This window comes from Nigerium massiliense, assembly GCF_000826085.1.
Lineage (GTDB): Bacteria > Actinomycetota > Actinomycetes > Propionibacteriales > Propionibacteriaceae > Propioniciclava > Propioniciclava massiliense.
On the sequence record NZ_CCYM01000003.1, the window covers coordinates 1481681 to 1496668 of the forward strand.

The 14988-nt window shown below is 71.3% G+C and carries 13 protein-coding genes; 5 read left to right on the top strand and 8 right to left on the bottom strand.

The features are described 5' to 3' along the window. Positions 1–13: 13 nt before the first annotated feature. Both BN1187_RS13340 and BN1187_RS13345 read right to left on the bottom strand, forming a co-directional pair. Complete coding sequence (locus BN1187_RS13340) at positions 14–325, bottom strand: AzlD domain-containing protein (protein WP_040162424.1); 312 nt, start codon at positions 323–325, stop codon at positions 14–16. Between the two features lie 70 nt (positions 326–395). Next, entirely contained in the window at positions 396–1103 is a 708-nt protein-coding gene (locus BN1187_RS13345; RefSeq protein ID WP_235750676.1) for an AzlC family ABC transporter permease, read from the bottom strand. A 170-nt stretch (positions 1104–1273) separates the two neighbouring features. Here BN1187_RS13345 and BN1187_RS13350 point away from each other — a divergent pair, with 170 nt between their 5' ends. Continuing rightward, positions 1274–2032 carry a 2,3-bisphosphoglycerate-dependent phosphoglycerate mutase gene (locus BN1187_RS13350; protein ID WP_040162426.1) on the top strand — a complete coding sequence of 253 codons (759 nt, stop codon included), beginning with the start codon at positions 1274–1276 and terminating at the stop codon, positions 2030–2032. A 265-nt stretch (positions 2033–2297) separates the two neighbouring features. After that, the gene (locus BN1187_RS13355) at positions 2298–4037 is read left to right on the top strand and encodes an outer membrane protein assembly factor BamB family protein (protein WP_052462721.1); all 1740 of its coding nucleotides are present in this window, start codon (positions 2298–2300) and stop codon (positions 4035–4037) included. Positions 4038–4063: 26 nt separating this feature from the next. Here BN1187_RS13355 and BN1187_RS13360 read toward each other — a convergent pair whose 3' ends face one another. The 5 genes from BN1187_RS13360 to BN1187_RS13380 form a co-directional block, all read right to left on the bottom strand. Beyond that, on the bottom strand, positions 4064–5449 hold the full coding sequence (locus BN1187_RS13360; RefSeq protein ID WP_040162428.1) for an O-antigen ligase family protein: 1386 nt from the start codon (positions 5447–5449) through the stop codon (positions 4064–4066). Between the two features lie 157 nt (positions 5450–5606). Continuing rightward, a complete protein-coding gene (locus BN1187_RS13365; protein ID WP_052462722.1) occupies positions 5607–5876 on the bottom strand; it encodes a CsbD family protein in 270 nt (89 codons plus the stop codon). Positions 5877–5991: 115 nt separating this feature from the next. Beyond that, complete coding sequence (locus BN1187_RS13370) at positions 5992–7917, bottom strand: ABC transporter ATP-binding protein (RefSeq protein ID WP_040162430.1); 1926 nt, start codon at positions 7915–7917, stop codon at positions 5992–5994. Then, positions 7910–9799, bottom strand: coding sequence for an ABC transporter transmembrane domain-containing protein (locus BN1187_RS13375; RefSeq protein WP_040162432.1), 1890 nt, complete (start codon positions 9797–9799; stop codon positions 7910–7912). The genes BN1187_RS13370 and BN1187_RS13375 overlap by 8 nt, the downstream gene beginning before the upstream one ends. A gap of 50 nt (positions 9800–9849) precedes the next feature. Continuing rightward, a complete protein-coding gene (locus BN1187_RS13380; protein WP_040162433.1) occupies positions 9850–11463 on the bottom strand; it encodes a helicase HerA-like domain-containing protein in 1614 nt (537 codons plus the stop codon). A gap of 127 nt (positions 11464–11590) precedes the next feature. On the opposite strand from BN1187_RS13380, the gene BN1187_RS13385 reads away from it, so the two are divergent. Further along, on the top strand, positions 11591–11899 hold the full coding sequence (locus tag BN1187_RS13385) for a type II toxin-antitoxin system VapB family antitoxin (RefSeq protein ID WP_040162435.1): 309 nt from the start codon (positions 11591–11593) through the stop codon (positions 11897–11899). Positions 11900–11940: 41 nt separating this feature from the next. After that, entirely contained in the window at positions 11941–12468 is a 528-nt protein-coding gene (locus BN1187_RS13390) for a LytR C-terminal domain-containing protein (protein ID WP_052462723.1), read from the top strand. Between the two features lie 42 nt (positions 12469–12510). Here BN1187_RS13390 and BN1187_RS13395 read toward each other — a convergent pair whose 3' ends face one another. After that, positions 12511–14028 carry a potassium/proton antiporter gene (locus tag BN1187_RS13395; RefSeq protein WP_261795323.1) on the bottom strand — a complete coding sequence of 506 codons (1518 nt, stop codon included), beginning with the start codon at positions 14026–14028 and terminating at the stop codon, positions 12511–12513. 296 nt (positions 14029–14324) lie between these two features. Here BN1187_RS13395 and BN1187_RS14955 point away from each other — a divergent pair, with 296 nt between their 5' ends. Continuing rightward, entirely contained in the window at positions 14325–14921 is a 597-nt protein-coding gene (locus BN1187_RS14955) for a PepSY domain-containing protein (protein ID WP_040162437.1), read from the top strand. Positions 14922–14988: the final 67 nt, after the last annotated feature.

A 14988-nucleotide genomic window follows, 5' to 3' on the forward strand; every position in this document is an offset into this window, starting at 1 on the left:
GGCCGGCCCGCGCTCAGGCGGCTCCCATCGCGCGGGCGGCCGCGGCGGCCAGAGCGCCGACGATCACCACCACGATGAACGGGGCACGCAGGATCAGCGCGACGATCGCGGCGACGAAGGCCGCGACGCGGGCGTCCAGCTGCACCGACGTCCCGGCGACGAACGTGTTCGTCACCACAAGGGACGCCAGCAGCCCCACGGTCACGGCGCCGCTCATCGCGCGTGCGGTCGGGGAGTCGAGCCACGACCCCGGCAGCAGGTAGCCGACCAGCTTCGTGACGAACGCGATCGCTGCCGCCACGAGCACCCAGCCCAGCGGGGTCATGGGCGCCCTCCTCGAAGCCGAGACGACGCGGTCACCGGCGGCGCTCCTCGTCCGCGCAGGAAGAATTCGGTCATCCCCGCCCTCCTCGCCGTCGGATCAGCACCATGCCGGCGGCGACGACCGCCGACACGATGATCGGCAGGCCCGGAGGCAGAACCGGCGTGACAAGCGCGGTCGCGGCACCACACGCGACGGCGACGGCGATCGGTTCCCGCCCGCGTAGCCGCGGCCACAGCAGCCCGAGGAACGCGGCGAGCGCGGCGCCGTCCAGGCCGTAGATCTTGGGATCTCCGATGCGCTCCCCGGCCAGCGCCCCGACGAGCGTGGCCAGGTTCCAGAAGACGAACACGGCGACGCCGGCCGCCCAGAACCCGCGGCGCTGTTCGCCGGGATCCTCCTGCGCGGTGGCGTTGGCCATCGACTCGTCGATCGTGAAGTGCGCCATCACGGGCCGCATCAACCCGCGCGGCTGCAGCATCGCGTTGAGCTGGACGCCGTAGAGGCAATTGCGGATGCCCAGCAGCGATGCCGCCCCGACCGCCGCCGCGGGGGCGCCGCCGCCGCTGATGACGCCGATGTAGGCGAACTGGGAGCCGCCGGTGAACATGAGCGCCGACAGCGCCATCGTGCTGAGCAGGTCGAGCCCGGCGGCCACCGAAAGGGCGCCGAACGACAGCCCGTACAGCCCCACGGCCACCCCGATCGACAGGCCCGAACGCTGGGCGGGCGTCAGCCACGCGCGGCCGGGCGACGTTGGTGAGGCAGCACGACGGGACACCCGGCGATGCTAACCGGACCCTTCGGCGGCGAGCGCCAGGGCCGCATGGTGGCCTCCTGGACCCCGATGAGCTGCGCTGCGCGGCCGAGGCACCCTCGGGCGGGCCAAGACAACCGACCCGATCTGAGCGTCCGTCCGACGGCGCTGCCCCGGTGCAATACCCTCGCTGCGTGGAGACCGCACGGGGCACGCTCATCCTGCTGCGTCATGGGGAGAGCACCTTCAACGCGACGAAGACGTTCACCGGGCTGCTCGATGCCGACCTCACGCCCGCCGGCGCCGCGCAGGTCGGGGAGGCCGCGCGGCTCGTGGCCGAGGCCGGGCTGACCCCGTCGATCCTCGCGACGAGCCCCATGCGTCGCGCGCTGCGCACCACCACCCTCTTCATGGACGCCCTCGGTCTCGCCCCCGCCCGCGCCGCCGTGACCTGGCGGCTGTCCGAACGCGACTACGGCTGCCTCACGGGCGTCCCGAAGGCCGAGGCGCGCCGGCGCTACGGCGAGGACGCCTTCTTCACCTGGCGCCGCACCCTGCACGGTCGCCCGCCCGCGGCGTCCGAGGAGCAGCGCCAGTCGTGGACGAACCCGCCGCCCGTCGCCGACCACGGTCCGTTGACCCCCGGCCAGGGCGAGTCGCTGGCGGACGTGGTCGAGCGGGTCCGCCCGCTGTGGGAGGACGTGCTCGCCCCGCAGTTCCGCGTCCGGCCCGCCAGCATCGCCGTCGTCGCCCACGGAAACTCGCTGCGGGCCCTGTGCGCGATCATCTCGGGGCTGTCCGAGACCGAGACCGAGGAACTGAACATTCCCGCCGGGCACCCGCTCGTGTTCGACGTCGTCGACGGCGCGGTGCAACCTCGCTCGGGCGTCTATCTGGACGCCGCCATCGCCCACGCCGCGGCGGCCGCCGTGGCCGCGGAGGGCGGCACCTGATCCGCTGAGCGCCGGCTCCCTACCCCATGACCCGCCCGGGGGCGTCCGGTCGCGAGGCCGTCCCGCGTTGTCACAAACGTCACACTCACCACAGGACCCCACCGACGTCGGGACGCCGACAAGCGGGAACGCGGCCGGGTTCTCGACCGGGCCGCCGTGAGTGTGACATTTGTGACGAGGCGGAACAGACCGGGGCGTCGGGACGAATGCGTCCCAGGGCAGCGCCTACACTCAGCGATGTTCCGATCCCTCAGGAGGAGCCTGCATGAGGCAATCACGGCCGACCCGCCGTCGCGGAGCCCTCGCGGCGCTGGTGTGCGGCGGCATGCTGCTCTCGGTCGCGGCCTGCTCGACCGACACCGTCGCGCCGGGTGAGCGCCCCAACAAGCCCACGTCCTCGCAGACGCCGCCGGCCTCCCAGGAGACCGACCCGGCGAAGCTCTCGATCGACCTGTCCTCGATGCCCGGCTTCGTCCCGGCGACCGTCAAGGGGAACGGGCGCTACGAACGCCCGATGACCGATGAGCCGGGCAACTTCTGGTGGCAGGTGTTCAACCAGGACGACAAGGTCATCGAGCAGTACCAGCCGAAGGAGAAGGTGGCGTTCGGCGACCCGTCGACCTACACCGACGTTCCGGGCGTCCTCACGTTCCGCGGGAACAACTACCGCAACGGCGGCGCCTACGGGAAGGCCGACGTCAAGGAGAAGAAGCTCGAGATCGCCTGGGAGAAGCCGATCGGCGAGATCCGCGGCGAGGGATCGTACTGGCCCGGCGCCGGCTGGACCGGCCAGCCGCTCCTCGTGCATTGGCCGGAGGCGACGCGGCAGGCGATGGGGCTACCGGCCAAGTTCGCGAACGACCCGAACTTCACCGAGGTGATCTACCCGGTCTTCGAGGGAAAGGTGTACCGCCTCGACCTGGCCACCGGGGAGAGCACCAAGGACCCGATCGACGTGAAGTTCGGGTTCAAGGGCACCGGCTCCATCGACCCGCGCGGCTACCCGCTGCTCTACTCCGGCCAGGGCCTCAACGACCGCAACGGCACGATCGGCCCGTGGCGCTACCGGTTCTTCGACCTCATCCAGAACAAGGAGGTCTGGGGCATCCCCGGCCTGGATGCGAGCTCGCTGCGCCACGAGTGGGGGGCGTTCGATTCGTCCGCCTTGGTCAACCGGCAGACCGACACCCTGATCGAGCCGGCCGAGAACGGCCTCATCTACAAGGTGAAGCTCAACAGCCGTTTCGACCCAGCGGCCAAGAAGGTCAGCATCAACCCGGAGTTGGTGAAGCTGGCCTACGCGGGCCCCCAGAGCGAGAAGCACGGCATCGAGAACTCGGCGGTCGCCTACCGCAACCTCATGTTCGCCGACGACAACGACGGCAATTTGTTCTGCTGGGACGCCACCACGATGCAGATCCTGTGGATGCGCAACACCGGCGACGACGTCGACTCGACCATGGTGCTCGAGGAGACCCCCGACGGCGTCTTCCTCTACACCGGCAACGAGGTCGACAACCGCGGTGCCACCGGCGGCGAACGCATCTCCAACATCCGCAAGATCGATGCGCTCACCGGACGCCAGGTCTGGCAGCACGACATCCCGGCCTACTACGACCCGGCGGTCAACGGCGGCGTGCTGGGCACTCCCGCGATCGGGCAGGGTTCCCTGTCGGACATGGTGATCTTCAACGTCGCCCGCACCACCGCGCCGCGCGAGGGCGACATGCTCGCGCTCGACAAGAAGACGGGCCAGGTCATCTGGCGCCGGCACATGACGAACTACTCGTGGAGCTCGCCGACGATCTTCCAGGCGACGGACGGCAACCAGTACGGCATCGTCACGGATTCTGACGGGATCATGCACCTGTTCGACCCGCAGACGGGCGAGGACCTCTCGACCATCAGTCTGGGCAAGAACACCGAGGCATCCCCCTCGATCTACAACAACATGATCGTGGTGGCGTCCTACGACAAGAAGATCTTCGGCATCAAGATCAAGTAGGACGCCGACGCGCGGTCACCCTTCGCTCAGACGTGGACGGCCTGATCGCGCTTGGCTTCGGACGCCTCGTCGTCCGCGAGGCCGACGTCGGAGAGGCCAGGCTCGGATTCCGGCTGATCCTCGGTGGCTTTCTGGCGGTCCCGTCCGGACCAGCCCAGCAGCTGCGACCAGGTCGGCAGTTGCGTGCCGGGAAGCGTCATGATCGCGGCGACCAGCACCCAGGCCGTCATCGCGATGCGCGTGAGGTTCGCCGGGTGGTCGGCCAGGGACAGGATCAAGAACCCCGTCATGCCGGCGCCGAGCGCGCCGCTGTAGAGCGACCCTCGGCGTCCGGCGTCGATGAGCTTCAGCAGCAGGACCACCGTCAGCGCCACGACCGCCAACCCGCCGAGCCAGCCGGCCTCCACGAACCAGTTCAACCACAGGTTGTGCGCGTGCTGGTAGTCGCGGCCGTCGACCACCTGGGCGGTGATCGCCGGGCCGGCGTTGCCCAGCCCGATACCGAACGGATGCCGCCCGGCGATGGACAGTGCAGCCCCCCACAGGTCGACTCGGACGCCCGGTCCTCTCGTCGAGGCGATCGCCTCGGGCAGCGCCAACGCACCGACGAGAAGCACCGCCCCGGTGGCGATCAGGCGGTTGCGGGTGGGCCTGCTGGCGAGGAAGAACACCAGCGCCCCCGCGGCGAACGCGACGAACGCACCCCGCGACCAGGTGAGCACCAGCGCCAGCGTCGTCATGGCGGCGACGGTCAGCGAGGCGAGCCGCAGGAGCCGGTCCTGCACCTTGACCGCGGCCACCCAGGCGAGCGGAAGCACCAGCACCAGGAACGCGGCCAGCAGGTTCGGGTTGAAGAAGCTGCCCGCGACGCGGATCATCGCGCCGGGCCGCTCGCAGCCGTCCGCCATGCTCGCGCCGGGCGCGCGGCAGAACCCGGTCGACTGCTCAGCGGCCCACTGCCGCACCCCGGCGAGCCCAGCGACGGCGGCGCCCACGAACGCCGACCACAGCACCAGCCGCCGGTTGTCGGCGTTGCGGCGCAGGAGGCAAACCGTGAGCAGGAACATCCCCACGCCGGTGAGGAACCAACGGAACTGCGCCATCGCCGCCTCGGAGCCCCGCGACGCCCACGCCGACAGCGCGATCAGGGCGATGAGGGGGACGTCCAGCCAGGTCGACCAGTCCGTGACGCGACCGCCCGCGAGAAGCAGGGCGGCGAGGCCGATGATCAGCACGAGCCGGCTCGGGGTGATCAGCCAGAACAGCGTGCCGTCGGGCAGGACGTCGGCGGACGCCTCGAAGAACAGCACGACGAAGCAGACGACGGCGACGGAGGTCAGGATCTGCGATCGCTGAGACCACCACCGCGACGGGGCGGCGGCGATCGATGACCGGGAGGGAAGGACGGACATACCCCATGCATCTCATACGCCGGCAACATCGCCTCCACGCGAGGGTGAACAGGGCGCGCAGCCGGGGTGAAGATCCTCCCCGGGACTCGGGTTCGGGACGCCGCAACCGGACCCGTCGGCCGACGTGCGCCGCGACAGGTCCGGTCGGCGCGCGGGATCAGACGGCGGGGCCCTCGTCCTCGGCGGCCTTCTTGGCCTGGGTGTCGTCGATCATGTCCTTCGCGGCGTCGGCGACGCCCCGGGCCTTGGCCTGCAGGTCCTCGCCCGCGTCCTTCACCTTCTCGCCCAGGTCGCGCGCGCCGGCCTCGGTGCGGTCAGCGGTGCCTTCGGCCTGCAGGTCGCGATCGCCGGTCTTGTCGCCGATGAACTCCTTCGCGCGGCCGGCGGCGTCCTGTGCCTTGTTCTGCAGCTTCTCGTCGAATCCCATGGGGACTCCTCTCGGTCCCGGCTCTGTGCGGGACGCGTCGGGTGAAGCCTCAGGCTAGTGCCCGACGCCGCGCGGGTCACGCGTCCCGAGGCCCTGCCGGATCCCGCACGCGCGCTCAGCTGCGCCAGGTGTGCCACAGCCGCGCGTACTCGCCGTCGGCGACGAGCAACTCTGTGTGCGAGCCGATCTCGGCGATGCGTCCGTCGATGACCACGGCGATGCGGTCGGCGTCGTGGGCGGTGTGCAGCCGGTGCGCGATGGCGACGACGGTGCGGTCGGTGAGCAGGGCGTCCATGGAGCCCTCGAGGTGCCGGGCGGTGCGCGGGTCGATCAGGGAGGTCGCCTCGTCCAGCACCAGCGTGTGCGGGTCGGCGACCATCAGCCGCGCCAGCGCGATCTGCTGCGCCTGCGCGGGCGTCAGCTCGGTGCGTCCGCGGCCCAGCATCGTGTCGAGCCCGGACGGCAACCGATCGACCCAGTCGAGCGCGCCCACCGCGTCCAGAGCCTCGCGCACCGCGGCGGCGTCGGCGTCCTGTTCGCGCGCCAGGACCACGTTGTCGCGGACGGTGCCGACGAACACGTGGTGTTCCTGCGTGACGAGGCACACCTCGGTGCGCAGCACGTCGAGCGGGAGATCCATGACGTCGGCGCCGCCGACGGTCACCTCGCCCGTGCGCGGCCGGTTGATGCCGGCCAGGAGGCGTCCGAGCGTCGACTTCCCCGAGCCGGACGGCCCCACCACCGCCAGCCGCTCCCCCGGCCGCAGCGCGAGGTCGACGCCGTGCAGCACGTCGTGCCCCTCGCGGTAGGCGAAGCGCAGGTCGCGGCCCACGAGCTGGGTGCCGGCGGGCATCGCCCCGCCGGGCTCGCGGTCGTCAGGCACCTCGGCGATGCCCAGCAGGCGGGTGGTGGCGGCCAGCGTCACCTGGAGCTGGTCGAACACCGCGATCAGCCGGTCCATGGGGCCGACGAGCTGCTGCAGGTAGATGGACGCGGTGGTGATCTGGCCGATCGTCACCCACCCCTGGGAGTACCCCCAGGTGCCGAGCAGGACGACGCCCACCTGCGGCGCCTGGTAGGCGATGTCGAGGAACGAGAACAGGATGTTGCGCAGGCTCAGCGTGTACCGCTCCGCCTGGGCGGACACGGCGATGTCGTCGGCGAGCTGCTGGCGGCGCCGCTCGCCGAGCCCGAGGGCCTCGACGGTGCGGGCACCCTCGAACGTCTCGGTCAAGGTCGAGTTGATCGTGGAGTAACTTCCCGACTCGGTGATGTAGCCGGGGCCGGCGTCGCGGAGGTAGCCGCGCACGGCGAAGGTCAGCACTGCGATCGACAGCAGGATGGGAAGCGCCAGGAACCACGAGTTCCAGAACAGCGCCACCAGCGTCAGCACCACCAGGACGCCGGACGTCAGCAGGTGCGGCATCGCCCACCGCACGCCCACGCTCATCTTGTTGACGTCGGACGTGATGCGGGTGAGCAGATCGCCCGAGCTCGCGGACTCGACGCGGCTGAGCGGGAGCCGCAGCACGGTGTCGACGACCTCCTCCCGGGCGTGGGCGAGCATGTCGTAGCCGAACAGCGCCGCGCTGCGCCGGGCGCAGAAGGTCAACGCCGCCTGCGCGACGACCAGGACGGCCACCCCGAGCAGGATCCTGTCGACCGCGTCGAGGGTCGCCCGGCCGGTGGTGGCGTCGTCCACGAGGTCACCGAGCAGCCGCGGGACGACGAGCCCGGCGATCGCAGCCAGCGCGTTGAACACCAGCACGCCGGCGAAGAGGCCCGGGCGCCGTCGCATCAGCCGACCGACGAAGCGAAGCGCCGGTCGGGTGTGCGCGACGGGCAGACCGCGCTCGGGGTTGCGGGACTCCCGGAAGAACGTGCGGGCGCGCTCGCCGCGCAGCCGGTGCCGCTCGCGCCAGGCGTCCAGGCGCTCGCGCGGACCGGCGGAACGGTCGATCGACTCCAGCTCGCGGGGCAGGCGCGCCGGCGCCGCGCCCTCGCGCCAGGTGTCGCGCGAGGACGCGAGAAACTCATTCATCCTCGTCCTCCATCCCGCGCGCCACGACCCGACGGTAGGCGGGGAGCGCGAGCAGGTCGTCGTGACGGCCCCGGGCGACCTCGCGGCCGTCCACGACGAGGCTCACGACGTCGGCGCGATGCAGCAGCAGCGGGGACGCCGTCGTCACCACCGTGGTGCGCCCACGGCGGTGCGCGACGAGGCGCTCCGCGATGCGGGCCTCGGTGTGGGCGTCGACGGCGGAGGTCGGCTCGACCAGCACCAGCACGGGCGGATCGAGCAGCAGCGCCCGCGCGAGCACCACCCGCTGCCGTTGGCCGCCGGACAGGCCGCGTCCCTTCTCGTCGATGCGACCTTGCCAGCCGCCGGGGAGCGCCTCGAAGACGTCCTCGGCGCAGGCGGTGGTCAGCGCACTCTCGGCGTCCGCGCGGCTGTGGGCACCCCACGGGTCGACGGCCTCCTGCAGCGTGCCGGCGAACAGCATCGATTGGGTGTCGGAGACCACCACCCGGCGCCGCAGTTCGCCGAGCGCGAGGGCGCCGTAGTCGATGCCGTCCGCGGTGACGCCCCACGGCCGTGCGGCGCGTTCGGCGTCCGCCCGGGCGACCTCGGCGCGGCGGGCCTGCCTCGCGGCCCGCGCGTCGCGCAGCACGCGGCCGCGGCGGTAGAAGGGCACGCTGGCGGCGAGCTCGTCCTCATCGGGAGCCTCCTCGGCGCCCGCCGACGGCGCCAGACCCGGCAGGTAGCGGCCGAGTCGGTCGGCCAGCGCCGCCGTGGAGTCGGGATCGGCGCTGACGACGGCGGTGAACAGCCCCGGTTCGACGACGACCCCGGACGCCTCGTCCACCAGTCGCGGCGCGGGCCCGACGGCGCCCTCAGCGGGCAGCCAGGGCTCGTCGGCGTCCAGGTACGCGGTGGTCTTCTGCGCCGCGACCTGCCCGGCGATCCACTTCTGCGCGAACTCGAACATCGTCTGCAGCGGCCACACCAGGTAGATGGCGTAGCCGACGAAGCTGATCAGCGCGCCGACGGTCAGCCGACCCGCGGCCATCTCGTGGGTGCCGAGGTAGACGATGCCGACCAGCAACAGCCCCGAGAGCAGCACGCTGACGGTGTCGACGACGCCCTGCCAGGTGCCGACGCGCACGCCGAGCCCGCGGACGCGCTGCGACTGGCGCCGATAGTTCTCGCCGAAGGTGTGCTCACCGCCGATGCCGCGCAGGATGCGCAGGCCGGCGACGATGTCGGTCGCCCGTGAGGTGAGTTCGGAGTTCTGGGTGCGTTCGTCGCGCTGGGCGCGGCTGAGGGGGCGCAGCACGGGCGCACCGGCGGCGACGATCAGCGGGGAGGCCACGAGCACGACGATTCCCAGCATCGGCGACGTGGTGAGCATGATCGCGCAGATGACCGCGAACGTGACCACCGAGCTGACGGCGCGGGCGAACACCTCCAGCGTGGCGCCGAAGGCGTCGGCGTCGGAGGAGGCGATGCTCAGCACCTCGCCGGTCGGGACGCGTCGCGACAGCACGTGGCCGAGCCGCCCCGCTTTGCGCTCCGCGCGCTGCTGCGTGCCGTATCCCGCGATCAGCCACGATCGGACGATCAGCGTGTGGCTCAGAATGCCCGCCCCGGCGGCCACGACGATGACGAGCAGCAGAAGGCCGGCCCAGCCGAGCGTGGCCAGCATGTCGTTGCGCAGGACGCCCGCGTCGATCGCCCGCCCCACCAGCAGCGGGCTCAGCGCGCCCGGGAGCTGCCAGATCGACTGCAGCAGCACCATGGCGAGCACGACGTCGCCCTGGACGCGCATCATCCAGAGCAGGAACCGGTTCGGGCTCCTGGTGTCGGGGGCGTCGCGCGCTCCGGGGGCAAAGGTGTCGACCTGGGGCGGGAAATCATGCATAGCCGCCCAAAGCTACGGGCACCCCGCCGCCTGGTCAACTCCGCCGGAAGCTACCGCCTGCGCGCGGCCCCGAAGAGTCCCCGGGTGATCTCGCGCGCGGCGGTGCGGGCCATCTGGCGGACCATCGTGTTGCTCGTGATCTGGTCGAAGAGCGACTTCGGCTGCCGGCCGGCCGGACGCGCCTCCTCGCGTTCCTGCGCCTGACGGGCCCGCTCGTCGGCGGCCGCCTGCCGCGCCGCCTCCTTGTCGGCCTGGGCCTGCTGCTTGGCGGCCTCGGACGCCTCGGCCTCCCGCTGCGCTGCTTCCGCGCCGGCCTGCATCTTCGCCGTCAACTGTTCGTAGGCCGACTCGCGGTCGACCGGCTGGCCGTACTTCGCGGTGCCGGCGGAGGCGGCGATCTGCGCGGTCATCGCCGCGGCGTCCATGGGACTCATCAGCGACGTCGGCGCGAGCATCCGCGTCCAGGCGACCGGGGTGGGCGCTCCGTCGGGGTTGAGCACCGTCACGATCGCCTCGCCGATGCCGAGCGTGGTCAGCACCTGGGCGAGGTCGTAGTCGGAGGACGGGTACGTGGCCACCGTCTGCTTCAGCGCCTTCGCGTCGTTGGGCGTGTGCGCGCGCAACTGGTGCTGGACGCGCGAGCCGAGCTGCGCCAGCACGTCCTCGGGGACGTCCTTCGGCGTCTGGGTGACGAAGAAGACGCCGACGCCCTTGGAGCGGATCAGCCGGACGGTCTGCTCGATCGAGTCGTTGAACGCCTTGGACGCCCCGTCGAACAGCAGGTGCGCCTCGTCGAAGAAGAACACCAGCTTCGGGCGGTCGAGATCGCCGGCCTCGGGGAGGTCGTGGTAGAGGTCGGCCAGCAGCCACATCAGGAACGTCGAGAACAGCTGTGGCCGGTCTTGCAGGTTCGGCAACTCCAGCATCGAGACGACGCCCTGTCCGTTGGCGTCGGTCTTCAGCAGATCGGACGTCTCGAACTCCGGCTCGCCGAAGAACGCGTCGGCGCCCTGGGCCTGCAGTTGGGCGAGCTCGCGCAGGATGACGCCCGCGGTCGCCTTCGACAGGCCGCCGATGTCGGCGAGCACCCCCTTGCCCTCGGCCGAGGTCAGATACTTCAACAACTCGGTGAGGTCTTTCAGGTCGAGCAGCAGCAACCCGGCGGTGTCGGCGTAGTGGAAGACCAGCGACAGCGAGGACTCCTGGGTCTCGTTGAGGCCGAGCACCTTCGACAGCAGGAGCGGTCCGAACGAGGTGACCGTGGCGCGCAGCGGGATCCCCGTGCCGGCGCCGCCGAGCGCGTAGAACTCCGTGGGGCAGCCGGCCGGCGTCCACTTCTGGCCGATCTTCTCGGTGCGCTCGGTGAGCTTGTCGGAGGGCTGGCCCGGCACCGCGATGCCCGACAGGTCGCCCTTGATGTCGGCCGCGAACACCGGGACGCCCGCCCGCGAGATCTGCTCGGCCATCAGCTGCAGCGTCTTCGTCTTGCCCGTGCCGGTCGCGCCGGCGACGAGGCCGTGCCGGTTGAGCATCGAGAGCGTGACCCCGATGGGCACGTCGGGGCGCGGTTCGCCGTCGGCCACCAGGACACCGAGCTGCACGGCGTCGCTGTCGAACGTGTACCCCTGGCGGATGGCCTCGACGGCCTCCTCGTTCTGCGTCATGCCCCTACAGTGGCACACCCTCCGGACGGTTTTCGCGCGCCCGGTCCGTGGCGCGACCGGGCGGCCCGCCGCGCGCCCCTGGACCGCGATCACGACGTTTCGGCGGCGCCCTGTTTACACTGTGCGGGTGATCTTCAAGCGTGTGGGCGAGGGACGACCGTATCCGGAGCATGGCTACGTGCAGAAGCAGTGGGCGGCGATCGCCCCGCAGCAGGTGCAGCTCGACCAACTCGTCACCACCAAGCGCACGCTCGACCTCGACGCCCTCCTCGAAGAGGACTCCACGTTCTTCGGCGACCTGTTCGCGCACGTCGTCTCGTGGCGCGGGGACCTCTACCTCGAGGACGGCCTGCACCGCGCCCTGCGCGCCGCGCTGCAGCAGCGCCAGACGGTCCACGCCCGCGTCCTCGAGCTCCCCGATGAGCAGCAGAGCTGACCGGGCACGACGATGAAGCGGGCGAGGGAAGGCGGGGCCGCATGAGCGCACGCAAGGTCTGGGTGGCGGTGAAGACGCCGCTGACCATGCTGCTGCTTCTCGCCTTCGTCGTGTTCGCCGCGATGTGGGGGTGGAAGGCCGCCAACACCCCGACCCCGCCGCGTCCACCGGAGCCGTGCGTCGTCCAGAGCATCGGGCCGCGCTTCAAGCCCGACCACGCCGTCCTGCGGGTCTACAACAGCACCCAGCAGAACGGCCTGGCCAAGCGGGTGGCGACGATCCTGCGCGCGGACGGCTTCCGCGTGATCCGTATCGCCAACACCCAGCCGGTGACCCAGGGCGTCCAGATCGTCGGCGTCGCCGCGAACTCCCCCGAGGTCGTCCTCGTCCGCTCGTACTTCCCGGGCGCGAAGTTCACCGCCGACCCGAACAAGGCCGACCACACCGTCGACATCACCGTCGGCAACGGCTTCAAGAGCGTCGCGCCCGATCCCCTGACGTCCGTCCCCGTGAAGGGCGGCAAGGCCTGCATCCCGCGTATCCAGGCCGGCCAAGAAGCCGAGGCGTAAGAGGACGCTCGCTGCCCGGCGGCCGGGACAGTCGCCCGACGGTCACCTCCCTGGGTCGGCGTCCCGCCGCTGCGGACTCTTCGTCGGCAGCCAGGACGCGAGGCGTCCGTGCTCGCTGACCTGCTTGAACCGTTCCTCCACGGCCGTACGCAGCCTCGACGGCACCACGATCATCAGCTCGTCGCCGACCAGGATGCGGTCGTGGCTCTCGACGCTGCGGGGCTGGCCGTTGCGGATGAGGACGGCCACCATCGTGAGCGGCGGCAGGCGCAACTCCTGCACCGTGACGCCCTGCAGCTTCGATTCCTTCGGCACCCGGATCTGCATGAAGTCGGCCTGGATCTTGTCCAGGGGCGCGACCTCGACCTCGATGTCGACCGGGTCGTCCCCCGAGGAGACGCCCAGCAGCCGCGCCACGAACTGAAGCGACGGAGCCTGCACGACCGTGTAGACGATGACCAGCACGAGGACGGCGTCGAACAGCCCGGCCGATTCCGGGATCCCCGCCGCCAACGGGACGGTCGCCATGATGATCGGCACCGCGCCGCGCAGGCCGGCCCACGAGATGAACGCCATCTCGCGCAACGGCAGCCGGAACCACACCGCGCACACGAACACCGACACCGGCCGAGCGACCAGCGTCAGGAAGGCGCCGACGACGAGGCCCTCGACGAGGAACGGCGTGGTGATGCGGAACGGGTTGGACAGCATGCCGAGCATCACGAACAGGCCGATCTGCGCGATCCAGCCGATGCCCTCGGCGAACGACTTGGTCGCCTGCCGATGCGCCAGCCCGGAGTTGCCCAGGACCACCGCGCAGACGTAGACCGCGGCGAACCCGGAGACGTGCACGAGGACGCCGAGCCCGTAGGACAGCACGATGAAGCCCATGACGGCCAGCACGAACAACCCGGACGCCGGGAAGGCGACGCGCTTGAGCAGCCAGGCGGCGGCGAAGCCGATCCCCAGGCCCAGCACGATGCCGCCCGCGAGCTCGACCAGGACGAGCGCGGCGATGGCGACCGGGCCACCCTCGGGCAGCGAACCGGCGGCCCACGCCGTCGCCATCCCCACCAGCAGCACGATGGGGGCGTCGTTGAGGCCGGACTCCCCCTCCAGCGTGGAGCGGATGTGCGCAGGCAACGGCACCGACCGCATCACGGCGAAGATGGCGGCCGAGTCGGTCGGCGCGGTGACGGCGCCGAGCAGCACGGCCTGAGCCCAGGACAGGCTGAACACGTAGTGGGCGAAGGCGGCGACGAGCCCGACGGAGACCACCACGCCGAGGGTGGCGAGCAGCCCGGCGAGGCGCAGCGAACCGCGGATGTCCTCCCAGCGGGTCGCGAGGCCCCCCTCGCCCAGGATGAACACCAGCGCCGCGAACCCCAACGCGTGCGCGAGATCGGGGTCGCTGAAGTGCAGCCCGAACGGGTCGAGCGCCATGCCCACGCCGAGGAAGAGGAGCAGCGACGGAAGTCCCAGCCTGGACCCCACCCGCGACGACATGACCGCCACCAACAGCACCGCGGCACCGATCAGCATCACGAGGTCCAGCGACACGGGCGGCTCCTTCCGGTGCGTCACATCCTATGGGGAGCGCCCCGGGGCGGCAGGCTGTTTGCGGGACGCGCGTCCCGTCCGGGTGACACCGCCGCCAAGTTTGAGACACTTGTATCGCAAAAGTTGCACACTGGCCCGCCGGCCAGGGAACATTGGTCCTGCCCGCTGGTCTACACCGCGCGGCGCGTCCGCGATGGCCTGGAGTGGGAGGGATCTTCAGGCCGTCGCGGATGTCTTTTCTACCGACTTCCGCCCACCGCGCACCCGGGACGCGCCCTTCGGGCAGACTGCCCCGTATGACAGGCACGACCCATCGCATCATCGTCGCCGGCGCCTCGCTGCTGCTGACCGGCGCCCTCGCCGCCTGCACGGCGCAGACCTCGGGACCGTCGACGGCGCCGAGCACGCCCGCGGCCGCCTCCGAACCGGCCGCCAGCGCGTCCCCGACGCCGAGCGCCGCCCCGGCCCCCGCCCACGGCGGCGCCCCGCAGGGCGCCCGCGACGGCGCCGCCCTCTCCGAGAAGAAGCAATCCGGTCGCGCGGTCAAGCTCCAGCACAACGACGATGGAACCTGGACGATCGACGTGGTGAAGTCCGGAAGCAACGCGGTCGACTCGGTCAAGGTGAGCGGCGACGGCGCGCAGGTGACCGGGGCCGCCAAGGCCCCCGACCTCAGCGGCGACACCCTCACTCAGTTCACCCAGGCGCGCGCCAACGTCTCGGACGCCGTGGCCGCGGCGATCCAGGAGGTGCCCGGTGGGGTCGACAGCGTCACGCTGACCAGCCACAAGAACGCCCCCGCCTACGATGTGACGATGTTCGCCGGCGGGGGTACCGACCAGCGCCACGTGTACGTCAACGCCGTCAACGGGTCGTTCATGGAGACGGCCTAGGTCCGCGTCCGGCGCCTGTGCCCTCCCGGCGATGCACAAGCCTCGCTCACGTCGCCGGATGCGTCCC

What these genes read in the sequence shown, in the direction of transcription:
- BN1187_RS13340 (WP_040162424.1), bottom strand. Translation starts at nt 325, where the DNA reads ATGACCCCGCTGGGCTGGGTGCTCGTGGCGGCAGCGATCGCGTTCGTC.
- BN1187_RS13355 (WP_052462721.1), top strand. Translation starts at nt 2,298, where the DNA reads ATGAGGCAATCACGGCCGACCCGCCGTCGCGGAGCCCTCGCGGCGCTG.
- BN1187_RS13360 (WP_040162428.1), bottom strand. Translation starts at nt 5,449, where the DNA reads ATGTCCGTCCTTCCCTCCCGGTCATCGATCGCCGCCGCCCCGTCGCGG.
- BN1187_RS13365 (WP_052462722.1), bottom strand. Translation starts at nt 5,876, where the DNA reads ATGGGATTCGACGAGAAGCTGCAGAACAAGGCACAGGACGCCGCCGGC.
- BN1187_RS13370 (WP_040162430.1), bottom strand. Translation starts at nt 7,917, where the DNA reads ATGAATGAGTTTCTCGCGTCCTCGCGCGACACCTGGCGCGAGGGCGCG.
- BN1187_RS13375 (WP_040162432.1), bottom strand. Translation starts at nt 9,799, where the DNA reads ATGCATGATTTCCCGCCCCAGGTCGACACCTTTGCCCCCGGAGCGCGC.
- BN1187_RS13380 (WP_040162433.1), bottom strand. Translation starts at nt 11,463, where the DNA reads ATGACGCAGAACGAGGAGGCCGTCGAGGCCATCCGCCAGGGGTACACG.
- BN1187_RS13390 (WP_052462723.1), top strand. Translation starts at nt 11,941, where the DNA reads ATGAGCGCACGCAAGGTCTGGGTGGCGGTGAAGACGCCGCTGACCATG.
- BN1187_RS14955 (WP_040162437.1), top strand. Translation starts at nt 14,325, where the DNA reads ATGACAGGCACGACCCATCGCATCATCGTCGCCGGCGCCTCGCTGCTG.